This window comes from Rheinheimera metallidurans (assembly GCF_036983985.1).
Taxonomy (GTDB): domain Bacteria; phylum Pseudomonadota; class Gammaproteobacteria; order Enterobacterales; family Alteromonadaceae; genus Alishewanella; species Alishewanella metallidurans.
Window position 1 is genome coordinate 662539 of record NZ_JALAHQ010000002.1, and the last position, 20362, is coordinate 682900.

The following is a 20362-nucleotide window of genomic DNA, read 5'->3' on the forward strand; positions in this document are numbered from 1 at the left end:
CTAACTTGCCTGGCCAATTACGCTGACAATACGAATCTGTTTATCGTCGGGTATCTCTTGATAAGACAATACCCTAAGTCCTGGTATGGTGTACTTCACGAATCGTGCCATTACTGAGCGTAAAATTCCTGACGTGAGTAATACTGCACTATCGCCGCTTAATTCTTGGCTTTGGTGAGCCTCTTGTAACGACTGTTGAATGCGGTCGGCCAGCCCAGGTTCTATACCTGCGCCATCATTCCCTGCAGCTTGCATTGATTGGTGCAGCATTTGTTCAAGTTCTGGCGCAAAGGTAATAACCGGTATTTCTACTTTGCTACCACCCACCTCTTGTACGATTAAGCGACGCAGCGCAATACGACAGGCTGCGGTGAGTACATCCACGTCTTGGCTTTTTGCACCGTATTCAACAAGGGTTTGTACTATGGTGCGCATATCGCGAATTGGCACCCCTTCATTTAGCAGATTCTGTAATACTTTAACCACAGTAGTTAGCGCCAAAGTGTCTGGCACTAAGCCTTCAACGAGTTTAGGTGAATGCTTAGCTAGCATATCAAGCAGGTTTTGTACTTCTTCATGTCCCAACAAGCTGGCAGCATTATTGGTTAAAATTTGGCTTAAATGAGTTGCCACGACCGTTGCGGCATCAACCACGGTATAGCCTAAGGTTTGCGCATGCTCGCGCTGGTCTTTGCTGATCCATACTGCATCTAGCCCAAACGCAGGGTCCTTAGTTGGTACCCCTTTTACTGTACCAAACACTTGGCCAGGGTTTATTGCCAGCTCATTATCATGGCGTAACTCACTTTCACCACTGGTTACACCCATTAACGTCATGCGGTAGCTATTAGGTTCTAAATCTAGGTTGTCGCGAATATGTACGGCTGGAATAAGAAAGCCCAGCTCTTGCGATAATTTTTTCCTTACGCCTTTAATCCGGTTTAGTAATTCACCGCCTTGGGTTTTATCAACCAAAGGTATTAAACGGTAACCTACTTCAAGGCCAATAGTATCAACGCCTTGTACATCGTCCCAGCCAATTTCTTTTACCACATTGCTTTCAATTGGTGCCAAATCGGTACTATTACGGTTAAGTAGTTCGGCTTTAGCTTCGCCTTTGCTCTTATGCATCAAGTAGGCAGCACCACCAACTAGCGCGGCTAATGACAAAAACGAAAAATGCGGCATACCGGGCACTATGCCCATCATCACTAGTACGCCAGAAGACACCGCAAGCACTTGCACGTTACCCAGCTGAGCCGTCATCTGCTGGCCCATGTCACCTGACTTATTCTGCCGTGTTACGATAATGGCAGTACCAATAGATAACAGCAGCGATGGAATTTGTGCTACTAAGCCATCACCAATGGTAAGTAAAGTGTATATTTCGATGGCGTTGCTAAATGACAAACCATGCTGGATCATGCCGATAAATAAGCCGCCAACTAAGTTGATAACCAAAATAACAATACCGGCTATCGCATCGCCTTTTACAAACTTACTGGCACCGTCCATTGAACCGTAGAAGTCAGCTTCGCTAGTAACTTCTTCACGGCGCACGCGCGCTTCTTCTTGGGTGATTAAACCTGAGTTTAAATCAGCATCAATCGCCATTTGCTTACCCGGCATAGCGTCAAGGGTAAAACGCGCCGACACTTCAGCAATACGGCCAGCACCTTTGGTAACCACGACAAAGTTAATGATGATTAAAATTAAGAACACCACTATACCAACGGCGTAGTTACCACCAATAACCACCGAGCCAAAGGCTTCAATAACCTTACCGGCCGCATCACCACCGTTGTGGCCCTCTAATAACACCACGCGAGTACTGGCCACGTTAAGGGCTAAGCGCATAATGGTTGCTACCAGCAAAATGGCCGGAAACGCACCAAAATCGAGCGGGCGCATGGTGTAAATGGTAACGAGTAGTACAATTAACGCTAAGGCAATATTGAATGAAAACAAGATATCGAGCAGCATTGGCGGCAGTGGCAGCACCACCATGGCTAGCGCGGCAAGAATAAATATCGGCGTGCCAAGACCTTTAGCAAAGGCCAGCTTTGAGCGATCGAAATTGGTTAAAAAACTGGGTAACTGCATGACAACCCTGACAGTTAATTGGCACTATACAGGGTCAAAGCAAGAAGTGTTCCAAGAAAACCACCGGCGAATTGGCAAACTCAGATTAGTGCCGATAACCCTCAGGGATCGGTAAGTTTTTCGCTAATGATTTCGGCCGACTACTCTTACCTTTTTTGTACATTTTAAGCTGATACACATAAGCCAGTACCTGAGCTACGGCGGCGAATAGCTGCTCTGGTATTGGATGATCTAGCTTAGTGGTATGGAAAATAGAACGGGCTAAAGCCGGCGATTCAATTACCGGCACCTTGTGTTCGTTGCCAATTTTACGAATATGCATCGCCACTTCATCTACGCCCTTCGCTACCACAACTGGAGCACGGAATTTACCTTGGTCATATTTTAGGGCAATAGCGTAGTGTGTTGGGTTGGTAACAATAACGTCGGCATTGGGCACTTCTTGCATCATACGTTTCATTGACATTTGCATTTGCGTGCGACGAATCCGTGCCTTTATTTGTGGATCGCCCTCGCTACTTTTGTATTCATCTTTAATTTCCTGCAACGACATTTTAAGTTGTTTAATATGGTTCCACTTTTGGTAGGGCGCATCGACCAGCGCTATTATTGACACACTGGAACATAAGCCAAAAAATAACCAAGCCAGAAAATGCAAAGCTGATTCAATATTATTAGGCTCACTCATTAATGACAGCGCCATAATGTCGAAGAAAAACATTTTCAGTAGAAAATAAGCAAAACCAACAACAACCAGCACCTTAAGAAAACTTTTCAGTAGCTCGACTAAGGCTTGTAAGCCAAACATACGTTTCAAACCCTTCATCGGGCTCATTTTACTGGCTTTAAAGCCCGCAGCTTGCCAACTAAAGTTAAAACCACCTAAAAAGGTGTTACCAATAAAGGCGGCAATAACGATGATAAAGAAAATGCCCGCCATAGGAGGAATAAGGTGTTGTGCCACATCTCCCCAAGCGGTAAACATCGAGTTAGTTTCAAAGATATCTTTCGGGTTTAACCGCAGCATGCGCTGGCCAATATCCAGTATTGCCATCGCCAACATTTTGCCAAACACTAAAATAGCTGTAGCACTGCCAATTAAGACAAATGCGGTGCCCATATCTTTAGACCGGGCAATCTGGCCTTTTTCCGCTGCGTCTTGCAGCTTCTTGGACGTGGGCTGTTCGGTTTTTTCCGCACCATCATCTGCCATTGCTGTCTCCTAGCTTAGCAGCCAATCAGACGGCAGCTAAAATCAACGCTATGCTGCCACTGTTTGTCAAAATGAAATAAAAACGTATCTAAGGTTAACCACAAAATGACTAAGCCCGATAGCATGGTAATAGGAAAACCGATAGAAAAAATATTCAGCTGCGGCGCTGCGCGCGTCATAATACCGAACGATAAGTTTACCGTTAACATTGAGACTATAGGCGCTAGTGCTATGGCTAATGAGGTGGCGAACATCCAGCCGCCAAACTCGATGACGGTCCAGTAACTGGTGATCTCCCACCATTCACCATTGATCGGTAAGGTGTCGAAGCTAAACACCAGCATTTGGATCATAACTAAATGGCCATCAAACAACCAAAATAACAAGGTGGCTAAAATTAAGTAAAATTGGCCTATGGCTGCTACGTTTACGCCGCTTGCAGGGTCGACCATTGAAGCAAAACCCAGCCCCGTTTGCGTCGCTAACAACTGCCCAGCCAACACAAAGGTGGTAATAAACATTAACGATATAAAACCTAACGCGAAGCCGATAAGTAACTGAAAGAGTACTTCGATAAACATTTGTCCCGACATTAAATCCGGCGTAGCAACAGGAGGTAAGGTTGGCATAATAATTAAGGTAATTAACACCACTAAACCGGTTTTTATTCGCATCGGTATATTACGTACACCTATACCGGCCATAATTAAAAACATACCGGTTACTCGACATAACGGTAGTAAGTAATCAGCAATAGTTTGCATTAAAATACTTAACGGAAACTCCATTGCGGCCTAACCTACTACCGTCGGAATACTTAAGATCAGCTCTTGGGTAAATTCCATAATAACCCGAGTTAACCAATGCCCACCAAACGACAGTGCCAACAAGGTAACAATTAAGCGCGGTAAGAAGCTTAACGTTTGTTCGTTAATTGAGGTCGCTGCCTGAAATATGGCTACCGCAAGGCCGACAAACAAGGACGGCAAAATAATGGCACTAACCAGTAAAATAACCAAAAATAGCGCATCGCGTAGTATATCGACAAAGACTTCTGGGTTCATGTGCCTACTCCATAACTGGTTGCCAAAGTACCCATTACCAACATCCAACCGTCTACTAACACAAACATCATTAGTTTAAATGGTAAGGAAATAATCATTGGTGACAACATCATCATACCCATGGCCATTAGTACGCTAGCAACAACCAGGTCGATAATAAGAAACGGGATAAAGAGCATAAAGCCAATTTGAAAAGCCGTTTTTAGCTCACTGGTAACAAAGGCGGGGATCACTACGGTTATTGGATAATCTTGCGGATTTTCAGCCACTTCTAGCCCAGCTATTTGTGCAAAGGTATCTAAATCTTTAGTGCGGGTTTGGTGCAACATAAAGGCTTTGATCGGCACTATCGCGGCATCAAACGCCTGCACTGGAGTGATTTCTTCAGTTAAGTATGGCTGGATAGCGGATTCATTAATATTTTTAAACACCGGCGCCATTATAAAGAAGGTTAAAAACAGCGTGATACCAATTAGTACTTGGTTTGACGGTGATTGCTGTAAACCCATAGCTTGGCGCAGTATAGCGAGTACCACAATGATGCGGGTAAAGCTGGTCATCATAATAACCATGGCGGGAATAAAGCTTAGCGCAGTCATTAGCGCCAGCACTTGCAGCGTTACGCTGTATTGCTGGCTGCCATCGGCACCGGTAGTTACAGTAACCGCAGATAACACTGAATTATCGGCTAAAACACTGGGGCTAAACAGTATTACAAGTACCACACACAACAGTCGCAACATAGTTCACACTATTTTTTTAGCAAAGATTGTAACTGTGTATGAAAGTCTGATGCCAACTTTTCTTCGGGGAGTGAATCTTCTAGTTCAAACAGCAAATTAATACTATGCGCAGTAACTCCCAGAACCCGTTGTTTCCCTTGCATTTCAATAACTAACAGCTTCTCTTTTGGCCCAAGTGGCATAGTAGAAATAATTTTAATATGACGACTACCTGGCAAGCGTAGCGTCAATTTTTTGAACAGCCAGCCTAGTGTAATAACAATAGCTACTACGATACTTAACGACAGCGCCATTTTACCCAGACCAAGCCCAGCAGTTGGTCGCTCGGTATTAACCTCGGCCTTCGTTAGTGTTTTGGCCGGCAATGCTGCTACAGTGGTTTGCGGCGTTGTTTCATCTAGTGCCGCTAACGTAGTTTGCGCTGCAACACTGTCATCCGCTTGCGCTGCTATTGATAACAATAAAAAACAGCATAAAAGAAGAGATAATAACCGCATTAACGTAATTTCTTAATACGTTCAATTTGGCTAATAACGTCAGTTAAGCGGATACCAAACTTATCGTTTACTACCACCACTTCGCCATGCGCAATTAAGGTACCGTTTACCAATACATCAAGCGGCTCGCCCGCGAGGCGCTCTAACTCAATCACCGAACCTTGGTTTAGTTGTAGTAAATTACGAATACTAATTTTTGCCCGGCCCACTTCCATTGAAATAGTTACCGGTATATCTAAAATGGTATCAAGCTTACGCTTTTCATCTACGGTAATATCAGCTTTTTCATCACGTAATTCTTCTAACTCTACCGCTTCAGCATCGCCAGACTCGGCCATTGCCGCGGCCCATTCGTCCATGGTGTCTTTATCGTCAGCCATCGTTGTTACCTTCTATCTCGATCTGACAAATTCAGATCAGCTTCTAATTCAGAAATATCGGCATCGCTATCTAAGCGACGCCCACCTTTTGTAAATACATGCATTTCCGACTTAACCGAGTCAGGCCGCTTAATTTTTTCCGTAATTTTAAGCGCCACGTTTTCACGTGAACGGCCAAGCTTTGCGCGGTAAGTTGGTAACTCTTCGATAAGTACCGTGATATGTTCCGGCATTTCTATCGGAATAACATCACCGGCTTTTAGCTCCATAATGTCGCGCAGCGTTAACTCTACATCCATCATCTTGGTGCTTAAATCAACCTTAACATCCATAATTTCGTCGCGAAGTGCCTTACTCCAACGTAAATCTGTATCTTCTTTATCGCTTTGTACACCGGCATCCAATAATTCACGAATCGGCTCTAACATTGAATACGGTAAGGCCACGTGAAAGTCTCCCCCGCCACCATCTAGCTCTATATGAAATGAGCTGATAACGACCACTTCAGTTGGGCTAACAATGTTAGCCATAGCGGGGTTTACTTCCGAATCGAGATATTCAAACGACACGTCCATTACGGGCGCCCAAGCTTCTTTGTAATCTTCAAAAATCAGCTTTAGCAACATTTGAATAATACGTCGCTCAGTTGGTGTAAATTCACGGCCTTCAATTTTGGCGTGATAACGACCGTCGCCACCAAAAAAGTTATCGACCAAAATAAACACTAAACGGGCTTCCATGGTGATTAAACCCGTGCCTTTAAGTGGCCTAAAACGCACCATATTTAAACTAGTAGGCACAAATAGCGTATGCACGTATTCGCCAAATTTAATCATTTGCACGCCGTTAATCGACACTTCGGCGGTGCGACGCATCATATTAAATAAACTAATGCGCATATGTCGGGCAAAACGCTCGTTAACCATTTCCAGTGTTGGCATACGGCCACGGACAATACGATCCTGCGACGAGAAATCGTATTCCATGGTAGAACGGCCCCGGCCATCGCCAGAGTCGTCTACATCTTCTTCTTCAACGTCGTCGACACCGTGTAATAGCGCATCAATTTCGTCTTGTGACAGTAAATCGGTCACGGCTGCTCACTCTTATTGCATAACAAAACCGGTGAAAAGGACTTCATCGACCACCACCGAACCAACGACTTCTATCATTGCCTGCTGCAAATCACTTAGCGCTTTATTTTTTAGCGCGTCACGCCCTGCAACGGTTACTAATTCATCTGCGTTACCCGAACTAAAAGTACTAAGCAAACTCCCCTCAATTAGCGGGATATGCCGCATCGCTAGGGTCTCATTATTTTTGCCACGCACTAATAGCTGTACCTTAATTTGCACCATCCGATCTCGTGCGGCGCCAGGCACGTTAAAAACAAACGGCCGAGGCAATGGCACATAAAGCGCCGTGCCTTTAACTTCAGTGCTTCCGTCAGCGCTAGCTTTGGCTCCATCTGCACCAGCGGATTGTCCAGTTTGCCCAGAGCCACCTGACAGCATAAAAAACGCCACTATGGCGATTACAACTAACAGCCCAGCACCGCCAGCGATTAACAGTAATTTTTTCTTGCCGCCGCCTTCGGTAATAACTAAATCTTTCTCTGCTGCCATAACTGAATCACCTTTTATTAATCTGGCTTTATTATGCTCATCTGTCAGTGGCAATGTAAATCATCGCGGCTTAAATTCCACGCTTGGTGTACTTTATGCGTAATAATCAACCAATCTATCACTAATACTGGTTGCAACCTGCACCACAGCATCAGGCTGGTTAATATCGCCCGCGCTATCATCACCATGTTGAGTAGTCGTACTATTGTTATCACGCTGCTCAAATTGTCGTTCTTGTTGCTGCTGAGTTTGTTGTTGCACATTGCTATCATTTAACGCAATGCCTTGCTGCTGCAGCATTTCTCGCAAACGTGGCATATGTTGTTCTAATGCTTCCTTGGCTTGCGACTGCTGTACTACAAACTGCACTGACGCTTGGTCTTGTTGCATATCTATTTTAATCTGTATTTTGCCAAGGCCTGCTGGATCAAGGCGAATTTCTGCAATTTGGATATTTTGTCGCAGCATTAGATTAACCCGTTCGCGCAACTGCTCTGGGGCATCTTGACGCAGCATATTTAAATTTTGTTTTATTTGTTCAGCTATGCTTGGCGCTGCCGCTTTATCAACACCGGCGTGTCGATGCTGCTCAGCTGCTAACAACGTACTGTTAAATGCGCTTTCGCTGCGACCAGCACTAACATCGGCATTAAGTCTAGCGCTCTGATTAAGCATACCATCTGCTAACGGCTGCTGTTGATTTTGCCCTGATGTTTGCTCTTGATTCTGGCGCAGGCTTGGCTGCTGAGAAGCTGCGTCAGTTTTTCCAGTTAGGCTTAGCTCGCCCTTTTCAGCCAACACTTTTGTTGACGTTTTTTTATCATTAGCTGAATTATTACTTGCGTTGTTTTCTACTACACCAGCTTGTTGCTTATCTAGCGTCGGTAGTTCAGCCTGTTTGCGTATCATTACCTCGGAGTCTAATTCAACGGGTGTTTTTGCATCAGACTGCTTCAGGTTTTGCTCAGTTTTCAATAGTTCAGCTTTAGCAACGTATTTATCAATTGTCGCTTTATCTACAAGTTCGGTAGACACTTCAAGGCCAGCGTCTGTAGCTACGAGCGCTATTTTTGCCTCTGGTGGCACAGGAATGGCCGAATCAACTTTAGTGCCCGCTACGAGCGTTGCTATGCCGTCTTTAGCTATTATACCCGTGCTTTTGTAGCGTGCGGTGCTAGCATGGTCTGCTTTTGCGCCTGACGCTTTGACCTCTGCTTTAGCATCTAACTCCGCCTTAATAGCAGTATTATTGCTTTGTGCTGCTATGGGTAATTTGGCTGCATTTTGTGCACTCGCATCAGTGGCGGTATTTTCGCTGCTATTTGCCAGTGCCGCATTAGCTGACGGGTTAACACCCTTTGTTTGAGCATCAGCTGCGGTTAACGCTTCACGAGTTACTTCATCTGCGGCCGCATTAGTCGTGTTTTTGCCGTCATTCGGTGGTGGTTGAATATCATCTTTAGAAGCGGCAGCTTTAATCGTGCCGTCTTTTAACGCAATTTGCTCTAGGATGCTTGCCGCAAGCAATGTGCTGTCGTCAGTTGGGTTATTTTCGCTTGCTTCGTCACTAACATCGGTGTTTGTGGCTAATAATAAAGCCTGACTAATTACCGATAGCTCACTCACATCGGCAGGCAATAACCTTAGCTTTGCTTCAGTAGGGCTATTTTTTGCCGGTTGCGTAAACTCATTAAGCATTTGGCCAAACATAATGCCTTGGCCTTGCGCCGCGTCATCTGACAAAGCAGCATCTGGCGCCAGCGCTATATCGGATCCTGTCATCAGCAATGATAGCTGTAAGCCTTGCGTCATGGGTCTCTCCCGTAAACGGTCTTTATGCAATGCAACCAGTTCGGTTTTGCTAATTAAGCTAATACGTTACTTAGCCCGTTACTATAATCATTCAATTTTCAGGCCAGCTTTATTCTAAGCTTTGCGCTCTTAAGCGCATAAATTGCTGGCTGGCGTATTCGTCGGCATTTTTTTGTTCTTGTTTTAGCTGCTTTTGCAGTTCAGCAAAGTTATTACGCTCAACCAGTAGCTCTAACGCCTTACGTTTTTTTTGCATAGCTAACCAGGTTTGCTTACGCTGCTCTGCAGCGTTTTTAGCCTGCTGTACTGCTCGCCCCTGTTGTTGTATTGCCTGATCTAACTTGCCAATGAAATTAACAAACTGGTTATATTGGCGGCTTTGTATACCTAGGCTACCTTGCTGCTGGCTTTGTTGAATATATTCAGTACGGTAGTTAGCCAAACCTTGATATTTTTGCTCTTGTTGCTGATAAAACTGCTGGGCCGACACAAACTGTGCTTGTAGCCGTTCTTCTCGTTCTTGCTGAATTTTAATCAACATATTAAAACGTTGGTTTATCACAATGCATCACTCCTTGGCGCAGGAACTAGCAGATTTAGAGCTTGTAGGCTGTCTTCATAGGTCACGACATCATGCATGCCTTGTTGTAAAAACCGATTGATATTTGGCATCATGCCAATTGCTTTATCCAGTTGGGGATCACTGCCTCGTACGTAAGCGCCTATGGCAATTAAATCTTTACTTTGCTGGTAGCTGGAGTACAACTGCTTTACTGCTCGGGCCATGTTCTGATGCTCGGCACTGGTAACAGCAGGCATAACACGGCTAATGGATTTTTCAATGTCTACCGCAGGAAAATGCCCGCTATCGGCGAGCACGCGCGATAAAACAATATGACCATCTAAAATAGCCCGCGAGGCGTCGGCAATCGGATCTTGTAAATCATCACCTTCAGATAACACGGTATAAAACGCGGTAATTGATCCTTGGCTACCACTACCATTACCGGCACGTTCAACTAACGCCGGTAATTTGGCAAATACCGATGGTGGGTAACCTTTGGTTGCTGGCGGTTCACCAACCGCTAACGCGATTTCACGCTGAGCTTGGGCATAACGAGTAATAGAGTCGATTAATAGCAAGACATCCATACCCTGATCACGAAAGTATTCTGCTACCTGTACTGCTGTTTCGCAGCCTTTTAAGCGCATTAAGGGTGATACATCTGCCGGTGCAGCTATTACTACCGAGCGAGCTTTACCTTCGTCACCTAAAATTTCGTCGATAAACTCTTTAACTTCGCGCCCACGTTCGCCCACTAAACCAACCACAATAACGTCGGCCGATGTACCTCGTGTCATCATGCCTAACAATACGCTTTTACCCACGCCTGAGCCGGCAAACAGGCCCATACGCTGGCCTTTACCAACGGTAAGAATACTATTAATGGAGCGCACGCCAACATCGAGTGGCTGCTTAATGGGTCGACGGTGTAGCGGATTTATCGGCTTGCCTTTAGCGCCGCCATAATGCTCTGCAGCAATAGGTCCTTTGCCATCAAGCGGTGCACCAACACCGTCAATCACTCGGCCTAACAAATTCATGCTTAGCGGTACACCTTTAAAATTGAGTAGTGGCGTAACACGCGCTCCCGGCACTACACCCGACACATCATCTTTAGGCATTAAAAAAATACGGTCGTTAGCAAAGCCAACTACCTCGGCCATAATATCGCCACGCGCCGTTTCTACCGAACAAGGCTGACCAATAGCAGCGCTGCAGCCAGTTGCTTCTAATGTTAAACCAACAACACGCACCAAATGCCCAGAAACTGCAGGTTTAGAGCGATGCACATAACTTTGCTGTTGTTGTAAAAATTGGCTTAAAACATCACTGCCGGCCATATTTACTCCGCCACATCAGGTGTAGAATTAGCATGCTGCTGTAATTGTAAAAAGTGTTCTAAACTGCTTTGTACCCGCTGCGATAAAGAACGATCAACGCTAGAACGGCTGGTTTCTACTAAACAGCCACCTTGCTCAACAGCAGGCTCGGCCCTTAATTGCCAGCCGCGTTCAGTTAATATGTCTTTACTATAAGCTTGTTCAATAATAGCGATATCGGCTGGATTTAATTTAATCAAGAGCTGCGTTGCATCTAAGGGTAATGAGCTAATGGCCTCTGATAATGCTTGCAGAATAACCTGTTCATTGGTTTTAACTTCAACGCCAATAACAGCTTGCGCCATCGCCAAGCTCAGTTGTAGTAACTGTTGCTTTACCTGCGTATCAACATTAGCCAATGGTTGCTGCAATTGATCTAACATTAGGCTTAATTGTGCTAAGCGCTCGGTTAATTCACTTTCCCCATCAGCAAGCCCCTGTTTTTTACCCTCAGCTTGGCCTTGCGTAAAACCGTCAGTTTGCCCTTGCTCACGCCCTTCAGCGTAGCCTTTACTAAAGCCGTCTTCTTTCCCTTCGGCAAAACCTTCATCGTAGGCAGCCTGATGCATTTGCTCAATATCGCTGGCTGTCAAAGGTTTGACAGTAAGCTCTTCGTTTAAAGGTTGCTGCTGGGCTTTAGCTACAGCTTGCGTTTTATTTAACGCATTGGTTCGGGTATTGTCGCGCAGCCGCTCTGACGTTAGATCCGGAGTTTGCCAATGTTGCAGCTGCTCTTCGGTATCATCGTCAGGTGAAAATGGCTTTTTATACTTAAATGCATCAACAGTCATAGCCAGTCTCGTTTAGCTTACACGAAGTCATCGCCGCCGCCGCTGCCTAGCATAATTTCGCCAGCATCAGACAAACGGCGTGCCGTAGATAATATTTCTTTTTGTGCGGCTTCCACATCGCTTACCCGCACTGGGCCCATAGCTTCTAAATCGTCCTGCAGCAGTTCGGCTGCGCGTTTGGACATATTTTTGAAAATTTTCTCTTTTAAGTTTTCATCTGTGCCTTTTAAGGCTTTCATTAGTACATCTTGCTGAATTTCACGCAGTAATACCTGAATGCCTCGGTCGTCTACATCTATTAGGTTTTCAAATACAAACATTAGATCTTGAATTTGCTGCGCCATCTCTTCGTCATGTTCGCGAATAGAGTCCATCAGCTGGCCTTCAAGATTGGTATCCATATAGTTAAGAATATCGGCCGCGGCTTTTAAGCCACCCATCTTCGCAGTTTGCGTGCCTGCTTGACCGGCAAATTGTTTTTCCATAATTTCGTTTAACTCTTGCAGCGCAGCCGGTTGAACTTCTTCTAAGTTGGCAATACGCATGGTTAAATCTAACCGCACTTTTTCTGGGAACTGCGACAAAATCTCTGCCGACTGCTCAGGCTCTAAATACGACAAAACAATAGTTTGAATTTGCGGGTGTTCGTTGCGGATGATGTTGGCTACCTGCTTAGAGTCCATCCACTTCAATGAATCTAAACCTTTAGCGCCGCCACCCATTACAATTTGGTCAATTAGGTTGGCGGCTTTTTCTTCACCCAGTGCAGCAGTTAATGCGCGCTTGATAAATTCTTCACTTTGGAAACCAATGGTACTAAAGTTTTGAATTTGTTCGATAAACAAACGGTGCACGGCGCTGATTTTGGCTTGGTTCAGATCGGTCATCTGCGCCATGGCCAAACCCACTTTTTGTACCTGTTTGGGTTCTAAGTGTTTTAAAATTTGCGCGGCATCTTCTTCTGACAGACTCAGCAGTAAGATAGCGGCTTTTTCAACACCGTCCAGTTTGCCTACATCAAAACTAGGCTTTATCGCTTCTATGCTACTCATCTTCAGCCAACCAGTTCTTAACTACCAGAGAGGATAATTCAGGCTCATTTGCAACCAGTGCCCGAACCGCGCGTAATAAATCTTCATCACCGTGTAAATCTGGCAGCATTAAGGTGCCATCTGGTGCAAAGCCTACTGAACTCTCATCAAAACTAGAGTTTAGCATGTCAATAGTGTCATCCCCTAAGTCTAGACCGCTACTAAGTGCGTTGTCGTCATAGGCTTCTTTAGTATCTTCAGGGTAAATTAGTTTTCTTAGCATTGGCCGAACTATCGCTAAAATAAGTACGATAATAATCAGCCCACCAATGGCTAGGCGCATAACTCGCACAAACCACTCTTCTTCATAAAAGGCTGGCGCGACTACCGGTACCACTTCATCTTTCATAAAGGGTACGGAAATAACTTCAATCATATCGCCACGCTGCACATCAAAGCCGATACCACCTTGTAATAAACGGCGAATATTATTTAGCTCGGCTTGTGCTCTTGGTTGTGGCGCACCGTTCTCACCGGCGACATAATCAATGGCCACTGACACACTTAAACGGCGGATCACGCCACTTTGCTGCGAAATATGGCTGATAGTCGTGTCCAGTTCGTAATTGCGCGTCGCTTCTTTATGGTTGCGACCGGGCACTACCGGTTTAGCCGTGCCTCCTGCAGCTTGTTCCGGTATATTGGAGTTTAAAGGCGGCTGATTAGACAACGCACCAGGAATGCCAGAACTTAAACCGCCGACGCTGTTTTCTTCTATTGTCATCTCACTGCGAACTGCAGGTAAATCTGGGTTAAAGCGTTTTTGCGTTTGCTCAGTCGCAGTAAAGTCCATATGCAAATCTACTTGAGCGGTGTAATTACCATAGCCCAGTACTGGCATTAAAATAGAATCAACTTTCTGCCGATATTCTTCTTCTCGGGTACGTTGTAGCTCGTATTCTTTACGGGTACGTGCCGAGCTGGCATCTTGTGAGCCACTATTTAGTAAGCGGCCGTTTTGATCGGTTACCGTAACCCGTGATGGTGATAAACCTTGTACTGCAGAAGCGACAATATCCACGATAGCGTCAACTTCGCTATCGCGTATTACCGTACCGCCACGCGCGGTTACTAATACCGTAGCCGAAGGCAGTTTTTCTACCCGCGCAAACACGTTTTCCTTAGGAATAGCTAATAGCACCCGCGCACGAGCAACACTTTGTAATTCTTCAATAGTACGAGATAACTGCTGTTCGCGGCTATGCTTTAAACGTTCCATTTCTAAACGCTGGCTCACACCAAAGCCGCTGTCTTGTAATAAAAACTCGGTACCATCCGAAGGTGATTTGGTTAAACCAGCACGTGATAAAGATAATTTGATTGCCTGAAATTTATCTTCAGGCACATAAATGGTGTTGCCTTCTAAAGAGTAGCCAATTTTCTGGCTATCTAGATGATCGAGGGTTTGAATTAATTCTGCAGTTTGGAACGCACCTAATGGTCGCATTTCTGGCTGCCGCGCCCAAAGAATAATTAAAATAGCGATGGCTAAACAAATAGTTAATGCCACAATCATGGTGATCTGGCGCACCAAATCGGTACCGCCTAACGAGCCCATAAAACCGGGTTTTTGTTCCTGCTGTTCACCACTGCTGTAATCATTATCAGTTAGTGTCAGCTCGGTGGATTGATTTTCAGCCACAACTTACTCCTTCATTACACCGGCATTGACATGATTTCTTTATAAGCTTCAACCAGCTTATTACGTACTTGCACTGTTGCTTCAAAGGCCAGTGACGATTTCTGGCTAGCAATCATTACCTGCGCTAAAGACACATTAGGATCGCCCATTTCAACGGCAGTGCGCATAGTGCTTGTTTCCTGCGCTAAGTTATTTACTTGGCTTAGAGCATTAGTCAGCATTGAGCTAAAATCACTTTGACTTGGGTTTACCTGCTCAATATTTCTTAATTTAAGCTCAGTACCTACCGCTCTAGCTTGACCGGCCATGGTCTGCATTTCTGCATAAAGAGCCTGACCTTTAATATTCATAGCGTTACCTGTCAAAAAAATGCTGCGATCTATATTACCTTTAATAAAGCAGGAGTCGTGCCAAGTATTAAGCTTTTAATTTATATAGAAAAAAGCCCTCATCAAGAGGGCTGTAAAATACTTTATGCCGGTAGTTCTATACCTGAATCTCGCATTCGAGCTAGCTTGTAACGCAAGGTGCGATCACTGATCCCGAGCTTTTGGGCAACATCTTTGCGGCGGTTATTATAGGCTTTCATGGTAGCTAAAATAATGCGGTGCTCCTGCTCGTACACGCTGTGCTTAAAGCTGCCCTGCTCGTCATTTGCCGTATCATTTAATTCAGGCTGCGATGCGGATATTTCAGCTGGCAATAATGGTTCAGAATACGAGGCTTCATGGTTGGTAACCCTATTCGGTTCATTTATATCCATTTGCTCTAACATAATGTCATCAGCGGTAATACTATCGCCATGAGCAATGATTAAAGCACGCTGGATAACATTATCTAATTCGCGCACGTTGCCGGGCCAATTGTATTGCACCAAGCGCTGACGAGCTTCTTTACTTAAGCTCATTTGACTGCGCCCGCTTATCTGGCAATGCCGCTGTAATAAGTGTTCAGCCAGCGGGATAACGTCTTCAATGCGTTCGCTCAATGCAGGCCACGCTAGCGGAAACACGTTTAGCCGATAAAACAAGTCTTCACGAAACTCGCCCTGCGCTACTGCCTGTTTTAAATTACGGTTACTGGTGGCTAGCACACGCACGTCTAACTTGATCGTTTTTCGCCCACCTAAGCGCTCTACTTCACGCTCTTGCAATACCCGCAGTAACTTTACCTGCAGGTTCAAATCCATTTCGGTAATTTCATCAAGTAAAATAGTGCCTTGCTGCGCTTGCTCAAATTTACCAGGGCAGGCATTAATGGCGCCGGTAAAAGCGCCTTTTTCATAACCAAATAAGGTAGACTCCAGCATGTTTTCTGGAATAGCGGCACAATTAATGGCGATAAAGGGGCCATTACTGCGCTCTGATAACTGATGAATATAACGCGCTAATACCTCTTTACCCGAGCCACTTGGCCCGCTGATCATCACGCTGGCATCAGTACGTGCTACCTTGGCACACAACGCCAATAACTGTTTACTGCTAGCTGCAGCGACAATGGGCTCAATACTATTTTGCGGCTCAGTGCTCACATAGCGGCTTACCGTATTAAGTAGCACTTCGGGTGAAAAAGGCTTAGATAAATAATCAATAGCGCCAAGCTGTATGGCTTCTACCGCGGCTTGTACCGTGGCATAAGCCGTCATCATTAATACCGGCAACTGTGGGTAATGTTCACGTAAGGTTTTCAATAAAACCAGCCCAGATACGCCTTGCATTTGCACGTCGCTAATAACTAATTGCACTTTATGTTGTTTTAATAGCAATAGCGCCTGCTCTGCGCTATCAGCAGCAAGCACCTGATACTGCGCCAGCATTAAGGTATCCTGCAAGGCTTCGCGCAAACCTGCATCATCTTCTACCAGCAATATACGTTGGCTCATTGGCTGTACTCCTTTGTGCTCAATTGCTGTAACGGCAACAACATTTCAAAACATGCGCCCTGCGCAGTTGGCAAATAATGCACACTACCATGATGCGAATGCGCCACTGCCTGAACTACGGCTAAGCCAAGGCCGGTGCCCTGTGCACGCGAAGTAACAAAGGGTTCAAATAAGCTATCGCGCAGCTCTTGGCTAATGCCGGGGCCGTTATCGGTAAGTTTAATTGATAACATCGCACTATCTGTTTGGCTCACGGCAAATTGCAGTGTAATGCTTGCATCAGCTGCAGTGGCTTGAATACTATTTTGTATCAGATTTTGTATTGCACCGGACAACGCATTTTTATTTCCAAGCAAACGTAGTGAATCATCCGGGCATTGCAAAGTTAAACTGGCGTTATGTTGCTGCAATAATGCCTCAGTACCGGCATTTAACTGTTCAGTTAGCTCAGCTAACGTAAACACGGTAACTTGCTGCGCACTGCCGCTACGCGCAAACAGCAGCATGTCATTAACTTGCTGCTCTAAATCCTGCAGGCGAGAGAATAATTTTTGTTGAAATTGCTGCTGCACCTGTAACGTTGTTCGAGGGTTGGCTAAATTTTGTGTATATAACAACGCAGCTGACAACGGTGTGCGAATTTGATGTGCTAAGGTTGCCATCATTTTGCCTAGCGTAGACAAGCGCTGTAGATGACTTAAGCGGCTTTGCAACTGTCGCGTTTCGGTTAAATCCGTCAGCATAATAAGTTGGCCTGACTGGGTATATTCCGAATGCGTAAGTAAGGCACTAATTTGTAATTTAACTCGGCGTCCATCTTTTAACGACACCTCTAAACCGTCGTCATTTCGGGGGCTAAAGCAGCGATTAATAACGGTAAACCAAGCTTGGTCAATAAGCGGTTCGCCCAACATGGCAATTGCCGCCGGGTTAGCTTGATAAACCACACCACGTTGGTCTAGTAAAATAACTGCAGCGGGTAAGGCTTGTAATACCGGATCCAGTGGCGGGGCTGAAAACAATGCCAATGGCTGACGCGCATCGCTAATAGCATCCGGTACATTGTGATGTTTACGGTTAAGCGGCGAAAAATGCAATGCAGCTGCTAAAGTCATACGTCCCCCTGAAACACTAATCTCAGAGGGTATGATGCAGGCTCTGTGCCATAAATTTTTAGTTACATCTTATGGGCTTAGCTGTGTCAACTTCCTGACAGCGCTATTTACTCGTCTTTACCAAGATTATATTTTCGCATCTTTTCTACTAAGGTAGTGCGACGTAAACCTAATACTTCAGCTGCACGCGCCACGACAAACTCATGTCGTTCTAGTGCCTGTGATATAAAACGAATTTCTAATTCGGCTAAGTATTCTTTTAAATCTATGCCCTGCTCCGGTAATGTTTCAAAACCATCTAATTCAAAATCAGTAACCGTTGTTTCACTATCGTCGTCATTATCCGATTGAAACAGCTCGTTAATTAAATCTCGCTCTTGTAAGCTTTCTGGATATTGCGGTACATAACTTTCAACGTCTAAGTGTCGATATTTATGAGGTAACTCAGCAACATCAACTACTTGATCTGGATACATTATTACCATGCGTTCCAGCAGATTAGCCAGCTCTCGTACGTTGCCTGGCCAGCTGTGCAGCTGTAAACTTTGCATCGCATATTCGGTAAATTTAACTCGAGTTTGGCTGTACTTTTCTTGGCGTTTTAGTAGCTCACTAATTAATAACGGTATGTCGTCAACCCGTTCACTTAACGCTGGCGTATCAATAGGAAATACGTTTAATCGATAGTATAAATCTTCACGAAAACTAGCCTCAGCAATCATCTGCTCTAAATCACGATGCGTAGCTGCTACTATTCGCACATCGGCCTTAATCGCCTGAGTCCCGCCCACTCGCTCGTAAGTACGTTCCTGTAACACGCGCAGTAATTTAACTTGCATCGGTAAGGGCATATCACCAATTTCATCTAAAAACAGCGTGCCGCCCTGAGCTAATTCAAAACGGCCTTTTCGGGTAGATATTGCGCCGGTAAAAGCGCCTTTTTCATGGCCAAACAACTCACTCTCTAGTAACTCAGCAGGAATAGCACCACAGTTAATAGGTACAAAAGGCCCATCTGAGCGATGCGATAACAGATGAATATTACGTGCTACAACCTCTTTACCCGTGCCTGAGGGGCCAAGTATCAGAACGTTAGCATCCGTTTTAGCAACTTGTTGAATAAGAAAGCGAACTTGCTGCATGCTGTTTGATGTGCCCACCATGCCGTCAAACTTAACTGAACTGTCATGCTGACGTTGCAGAGGCAACAACCGATGATACTGCTGACTGTCTCTTAACAGCTGAGTTAAAGTAGCGTAAGAAAATGGCTCACTTAGCAGCCCCACCGCATTAGCATTGCAAAGCAAAGGCTGTAGTGTTTCACCAAGTAATAAAAATGCTGTGGCTGGAAAACGTTGTAATAACTCTGCATGCTGCTGGCTTTCCAGTGCACCCAGCAATACTACCGCCGGCGTATTAGTTGCTAGCCGCTGCTGTAAATTGGCTAATGTCAGTAGCTGATGCGATTCATGAATAAAGCTCAGCACAGTACTTAGCCTGCTGCTACGGGGGCTTTGCTCATCAACAATATACAGTAAAGGTGTGTTTGACATGCGACTGCTTTTATTATGCTTTTAATTTCATTGTACTTCGCATAATACAGCTTGCAAGATAATACGCTATTTTTTTGACGCGGTGTCAAAAAAATAGCGTTAGATAATAGTTTTAGCTTAACAAGTCCAAGGCTTGTTGATGTTGTACTCTAGCTTGTAACGCCACACTAATTGATGTTTTGCCTAATATATCAGCGGCTACTTTATCGCTAGTAGCTCGGGCAAAATCTAAATCTTCAATTAGGCTGCGTGCTGCTGACGTAGCTATTTGCTGGCCATTTAAACTACTAGCGGCAGAACTAAAGCTATTAATGGATGCGCCAGCTTCGGCTTGTAAGCCCGAAACGTAATCTAAAGAGGCTTTAATATTCTCAAGCGACAAGGCAGCAGCACTTGCCGAGCTTAAATTAATACTAAACGCATTTTGTGCAGTTAAGCCCGCTTCTACATCGGCGGTATTAAAGCTCATATTGCCTGAGCCAGTACCAAAATTTAACGAGCCGTCTTGACCAAACAGTTTTTTGCCGCCAAATTCAGTGGTATCAATAGTCTGTTTAATATTAGCGGTGTATTGATCAGCCTCTGCTTGCAAAGCTGCTCGCTCTTGTGCGCCATAAATACCATTACCCGCGGCAACGGCTAAGCGGTTAAGTTCGCCTAAATTATCATTAATACCTTGCAAGCCTTGTTCATACACCCTAGCTAACGACATGCCGTCGTATAAATTACGCTCTCCCTGCGCACTAGCATTAATACTGCTGCTTAGCTGATTGGCAATCTGCAAGCCTGCCGCATCATCAGCTGCGCTATTAATACGTTTTGCCGTCGCCAATTTTTTTAGCAAGTTTTCTTGCTGTAACTGTGCCTGATTTAAGGTACTTAAACTACCGGGAGTATTCAGTTTCAT

20 protein-coding genes are annotated in these 20362 nt (G+C 45.0%); all 20 read right to left on the reverse strand.

Annotated elements, in window-relative coordinates:
* Positions 1-2103, reverse strand: coding sequence for a flagellar biosynthesis protein FlhA (gene flhA / locus MN199_RS08470; protein WP_335739090.1), 2103 nt, complete (start codon positions 2101-2103; stop codon positions 1-3).
* 85 nt (positions 2104-2188) lie between these two features.
* Positions 2189-3316, reverse strand: coding sequence for a flagellar biosynthesis protein FlhB (gene flhB / locus MN199_RS08475; RefSeq protein ID WP_335739091.1), 1128 nt, complete (start codon positions 3314-3316; stop codon positions 2189-2191).
* A 14-nt stretch (positions 3317-3330) separates the two neighbouring features.
* Entirely contained in the window at positions 3331-4104 is a 774-nt protein-coding gene (fliR, locus tag MN199_RS08480; RefSeq protein WP_132584331.1) for a flagellar biosynthetic protein FliR, read from the reverse strand.
* A 6-nt stretch (positions 4105-4110) separates the two neighbouring features.
* Positions 4111-4380, reverse strand: a complete 270-nt coding sequence (gene fliQ, locus MN199_RS08485) for a flagellar biosynthesis protein FliQ (protein WP_132584333.1) — start codon at positions 4378-4380, stop codon at positions 4111-4113.
* A complete protein-coding gene (fliP, locus tag MN199_RS08490) occupies positions 4377-5123 on the reverse strand; it encodes a flagellar type III secretion system pore protein FliP (RefSeq protein ID WP_335739092.1) in 747 nt (248 codons plus the stop codon). The genes fliQ and fliP overlap by 4 nt, the downstream gene beginning before the upstream one ends.
* An 8-nt stretch (positions 5124-5131) precedes the next feature.
* The gene (fliO, locus tag MN199_RS08495; protein WP_335739093.1) at positions 5132-5584 is read right to left on the reverse strand and encodes a flagellar biosynthetic protein FliO; all 453 of its coding nucleotides are present in this window, start codon (positions 5582-5584) and stop codon (positions 5132-5134) included.
* Between the two features lie 35 nt (positions 5585-5619).
* Positions 5620-6000, reverse strand: coding sequence for a flagellar motor switch protein FliN (gene fliN, locus MN199_RS08500; protein ID WP_132584338.1), 381 nt, complete (start codon positions 5998-6000; stop codon positions 5620-5622).
* Positions 6001-6005: 5 nt separating this feature from the next.
* Positions 6006-7094, reverse strand: coding sequence for a flagellar motor switch protein FliM (gene fliM / locus MN199_RS08505; RefSeq protein ID WP_335739094.1), 1089 nt, complete (start codon positions 7092-7094; stop codon positions 6006-6008).
* A 12-nt stretch (positions 7095-7106) separates the two neighbouring features.
* The gene (gene fliL / locus MN199_RS08510; protein WP_335739095.1) at positions 7107-7625 is read right to left on the reverse strand and encodes a flagellar basal body-associated protein FliL; all 519 of its coding nucleotides are present in this window, start codon (positions 7623-7625) and stop codon (positions 7107-7109) included.
* 93 nt (positions 7626-7718) lie between these two features.
* Complete coding sequence (locus tag MN199_RS08515) at positions 7719-9437, reverse strand: flagellar hook-length control protein FliK (protein ID WP_335739096.1); 1719 nt, start codon at positions 9435-9437, stop codon at positions 7719-7721.
* 109 nt (positions 9438-9546) lie between these two features.
* On the reverse strand, positions 9547-9999 hold the full coding sequence (gene fliJ / locus MN199_RS08520; RefSeq protein ID WP_132584346.1) for a flagellar export protein FliJ: 453 nt from the start codon (positions 9997-9999) through the stop codon (positions 9547-9549).
* The gene (gene fliI, locus MN199_RS08525; RefSeq protein WP_335739097.1) at positions 9996-11342 is read right to left on the reverse strand and encodes a flagellar protein export ATPase FliI; all 1347 of its coding nucleotides are present in this window, start codon (positions 11340-11342) and stop codon (positions 9996-9998) included. Before fliI ends, fliJ begins: the two co-directional genes overlap by 4 nt.
* Positions 11343-11344: 2 nt before the next feature.
* On the reverse strand, positions 11345-12172 hold the full coding sequence (fliH, locus tag MN199_RS08530) for a flagellar assembly protein FliH (RefSeq protein WP_335739098.1): 828 nt from the start codon (positions 12170-12172) through the stop codon (positions 11345-11347).
* A 17-nt stretch (positions 12173-12189) separates the two neighbouring features.
* On the reverse strand, positions 12190-13224 hold the full coding sequence (gene fliG / locus MN199_RS08535; protein ID WP_335739099.1) for a flagellar motor switch protein FliG: 1035 nt from the start codon (positions 13222-13224) through the stop codon (positions 12190-12192).
* Positions 13217-14905 carry a flagellar basal-body MS-ring/collar protein FliF gene (gene fliF, locus MN199_RS08540; protein WP_335739100.1) on the reverse strand — a complete coding sequence of 563 codons (1689 nt, stop codon included), beginning with the start codon at positions 14903-14905 and terminating at the stop codon, positions 13217-13219. Before fliF ends, fliG begins: the two co-directional genes overlap by 8 nt.
* A 14-nt stretch (positions 14906-14919) precedes the next feature.
* Positions 14920-15255, reverse strand: a complete 336-nt coding sequence (gene fliE, locus MN199_RS08545; protein ID WP_132584356.1) for a flagellar hook-basal body complex protein FliE — start codon at positions 15253-15255, stop codon at positions 14920-14922.
* A gap of 122 nt (positions 15256-15377) precedes the next feature.
* Positions 15378-16787, reverse strand: coding sequence for a sigma-54-dependent transcriptional regulator (locus tag MN199_RS08550; RefSeq protein ID WP_335739101.1), 1410 nt, complete (start codon positions 16785-16787; stop codon positions 15378-15380).
* The gene (locus MN199_RS08555) at positions 16784-17902 is read right to left on the reverse strand and encodes a sensor histidine kinase (RefSeq protein WP_335739102.1); all 1119 of its coding nucleotides are present in this window, start codon (positions 17900-17902) and stop codon (positions 16784-16786) included. Before MN199_RS08555 ends, MN199_RS08550 begins: the two co-directional genes overlap by 4 nt.
* Before the next feature lie 107 nt (positions 17903-18009).
* The gene (locus tag MN199_RS08560) at positions 18010-19455 is read right to left on the reverse strand and encodes a sigma-54 dependent transcriptional regulator (RefSeq protein ID WP_335739103.1); all 1446 of its coding nucleotides are present in this window, start codon (positions 19453-19455) and stop codon (positions 18010-18012) included.
* A 112-nt stretch (positions 19456-19567) separates the two neighbouring features.
* A complete protein-coding gene (locus MN199_RS08565; RefSeq protein WP_335739104.1) occupies positions 19568-20362 on the reverse strand; it encodes a flagellin in 795 nt (264 codons plus the stop codon).

What these genes read in the sequence shown, in the direction of transcription:
- flhA (WP_335739090.1), bottom strand. Translation starts at nt 2,103, where the DNA reads ATGCAGTTACCCAGTTTTTTAACCAATTTCGATCGCTCAAAGCTGGCC.
- flhB (WP_335739091.1), bottom strand. Translation starts at nt 3,316, where the DNA reads ATGGCAGATGATGGTGCGGAAAAAACCGAACAGCCCACGTCCAAGAAG.
- fliR (WP_132584331.1), bottom strand. Translation starts at nt 4,104, where the DNA reads ATGGAGTTTCCGTTAAGTATTTTAATGCAAACTATTGCTGATTACTTA.
- fliQ (WP_132584333.1), bottom strand. Translation starts at nt 4,380, where the DNA reads ATGAACCCAGAAGTCTTTGTCGATATACTACGCGATGCGCTATTTTTG.
- fliP (WP_335739092.1), bottom strand. Translation starts at nt 5,123, where the DNA reads ATGTTGCGACTGTTGTGTGTGGTACTTGTAATACTGTTTAGCCCCAGT.
- fliN (WP_132584338.1), bottom strand. Translation starts at nt 6,000, where the DNA reads ATGGCTGACGATAAAGACACCATGGACGAATGGGCCGCGGCAATGGCC.
- fliL (WP_335739095.1), bottom strand. Translation starts at nt 7,625, where the DNA reads ATGGCAGCAGAGAAAGATTTAGTTATTACCGAAGGCGGCGGCAAGAAA.
- MN199_RS08515 (WP_335739096.1), bottom strand. Translation starts at nt 9,437, where the DNA reads ATGACGCAAGGCTTACAGCTATCATTGCTGATGACAGGATCCGATATA.
- fliI (WP_335739097.1), bottom strand. Translation starts at nt 11,342, where the DNA reads ATGGCCGGCAGTGATGTTTTAAGCCAATTTTTACAACAACAGCAAAGT.
- fliH (WP_335739098.1), bottom strand. Translation starts at nt 12,172, where the DNA reads ATGACTGTTGATGCATTTAAGTATAAAAAGCCATTTTCACCTGACGAT.
- fliG (WP_335739099.1), bottom strand. Translation starts at nt 13,224, where the DNA reads ATGAGTAGCATAGAAGCGATAAAGCCTAGTTTTGATGTAGGCAAACTG.
- fliE (WP_132584356.1), bottom strand. Translation starts at nt 15,255, where the DNA reads ATGAATATTAAAGGTCAGGCTCTTTATGCAGAAATGCAGACCATGGCC.
- MN199_RS08550 (WP_335739101.1), bottom strand. Translation starts at nt 16,787, where the DNA reads ATGAGCCAACGTATATTGCTGGTAGAAGATGATGCAGGTTTGCGCGAA.
- MN199_RS08555 (WP_335739102.1), bottom strand. Translation starts at nt 17,902, where the DNA reads ATGACTTTAGCAGCTGCATTGCATTTTTCGCCGCTTAACCGTAAACAT.
- MN199_RS08560 (WP_335739103.1), bottom strand. Translation starts at nt 19,455, where the DNA reads ATGTCAAACACACCTTTACTGTATATTGTTGATGAGCAAAGCCCCCGT.
- MN199_RS08565 (WP_335739104.1), bottom strand. Translation starts at nt 20,362, where the DNA reads ATGAAACTGAATACTCCCGGTAGTTTAAGTACCTTAAATCAGGCACAG.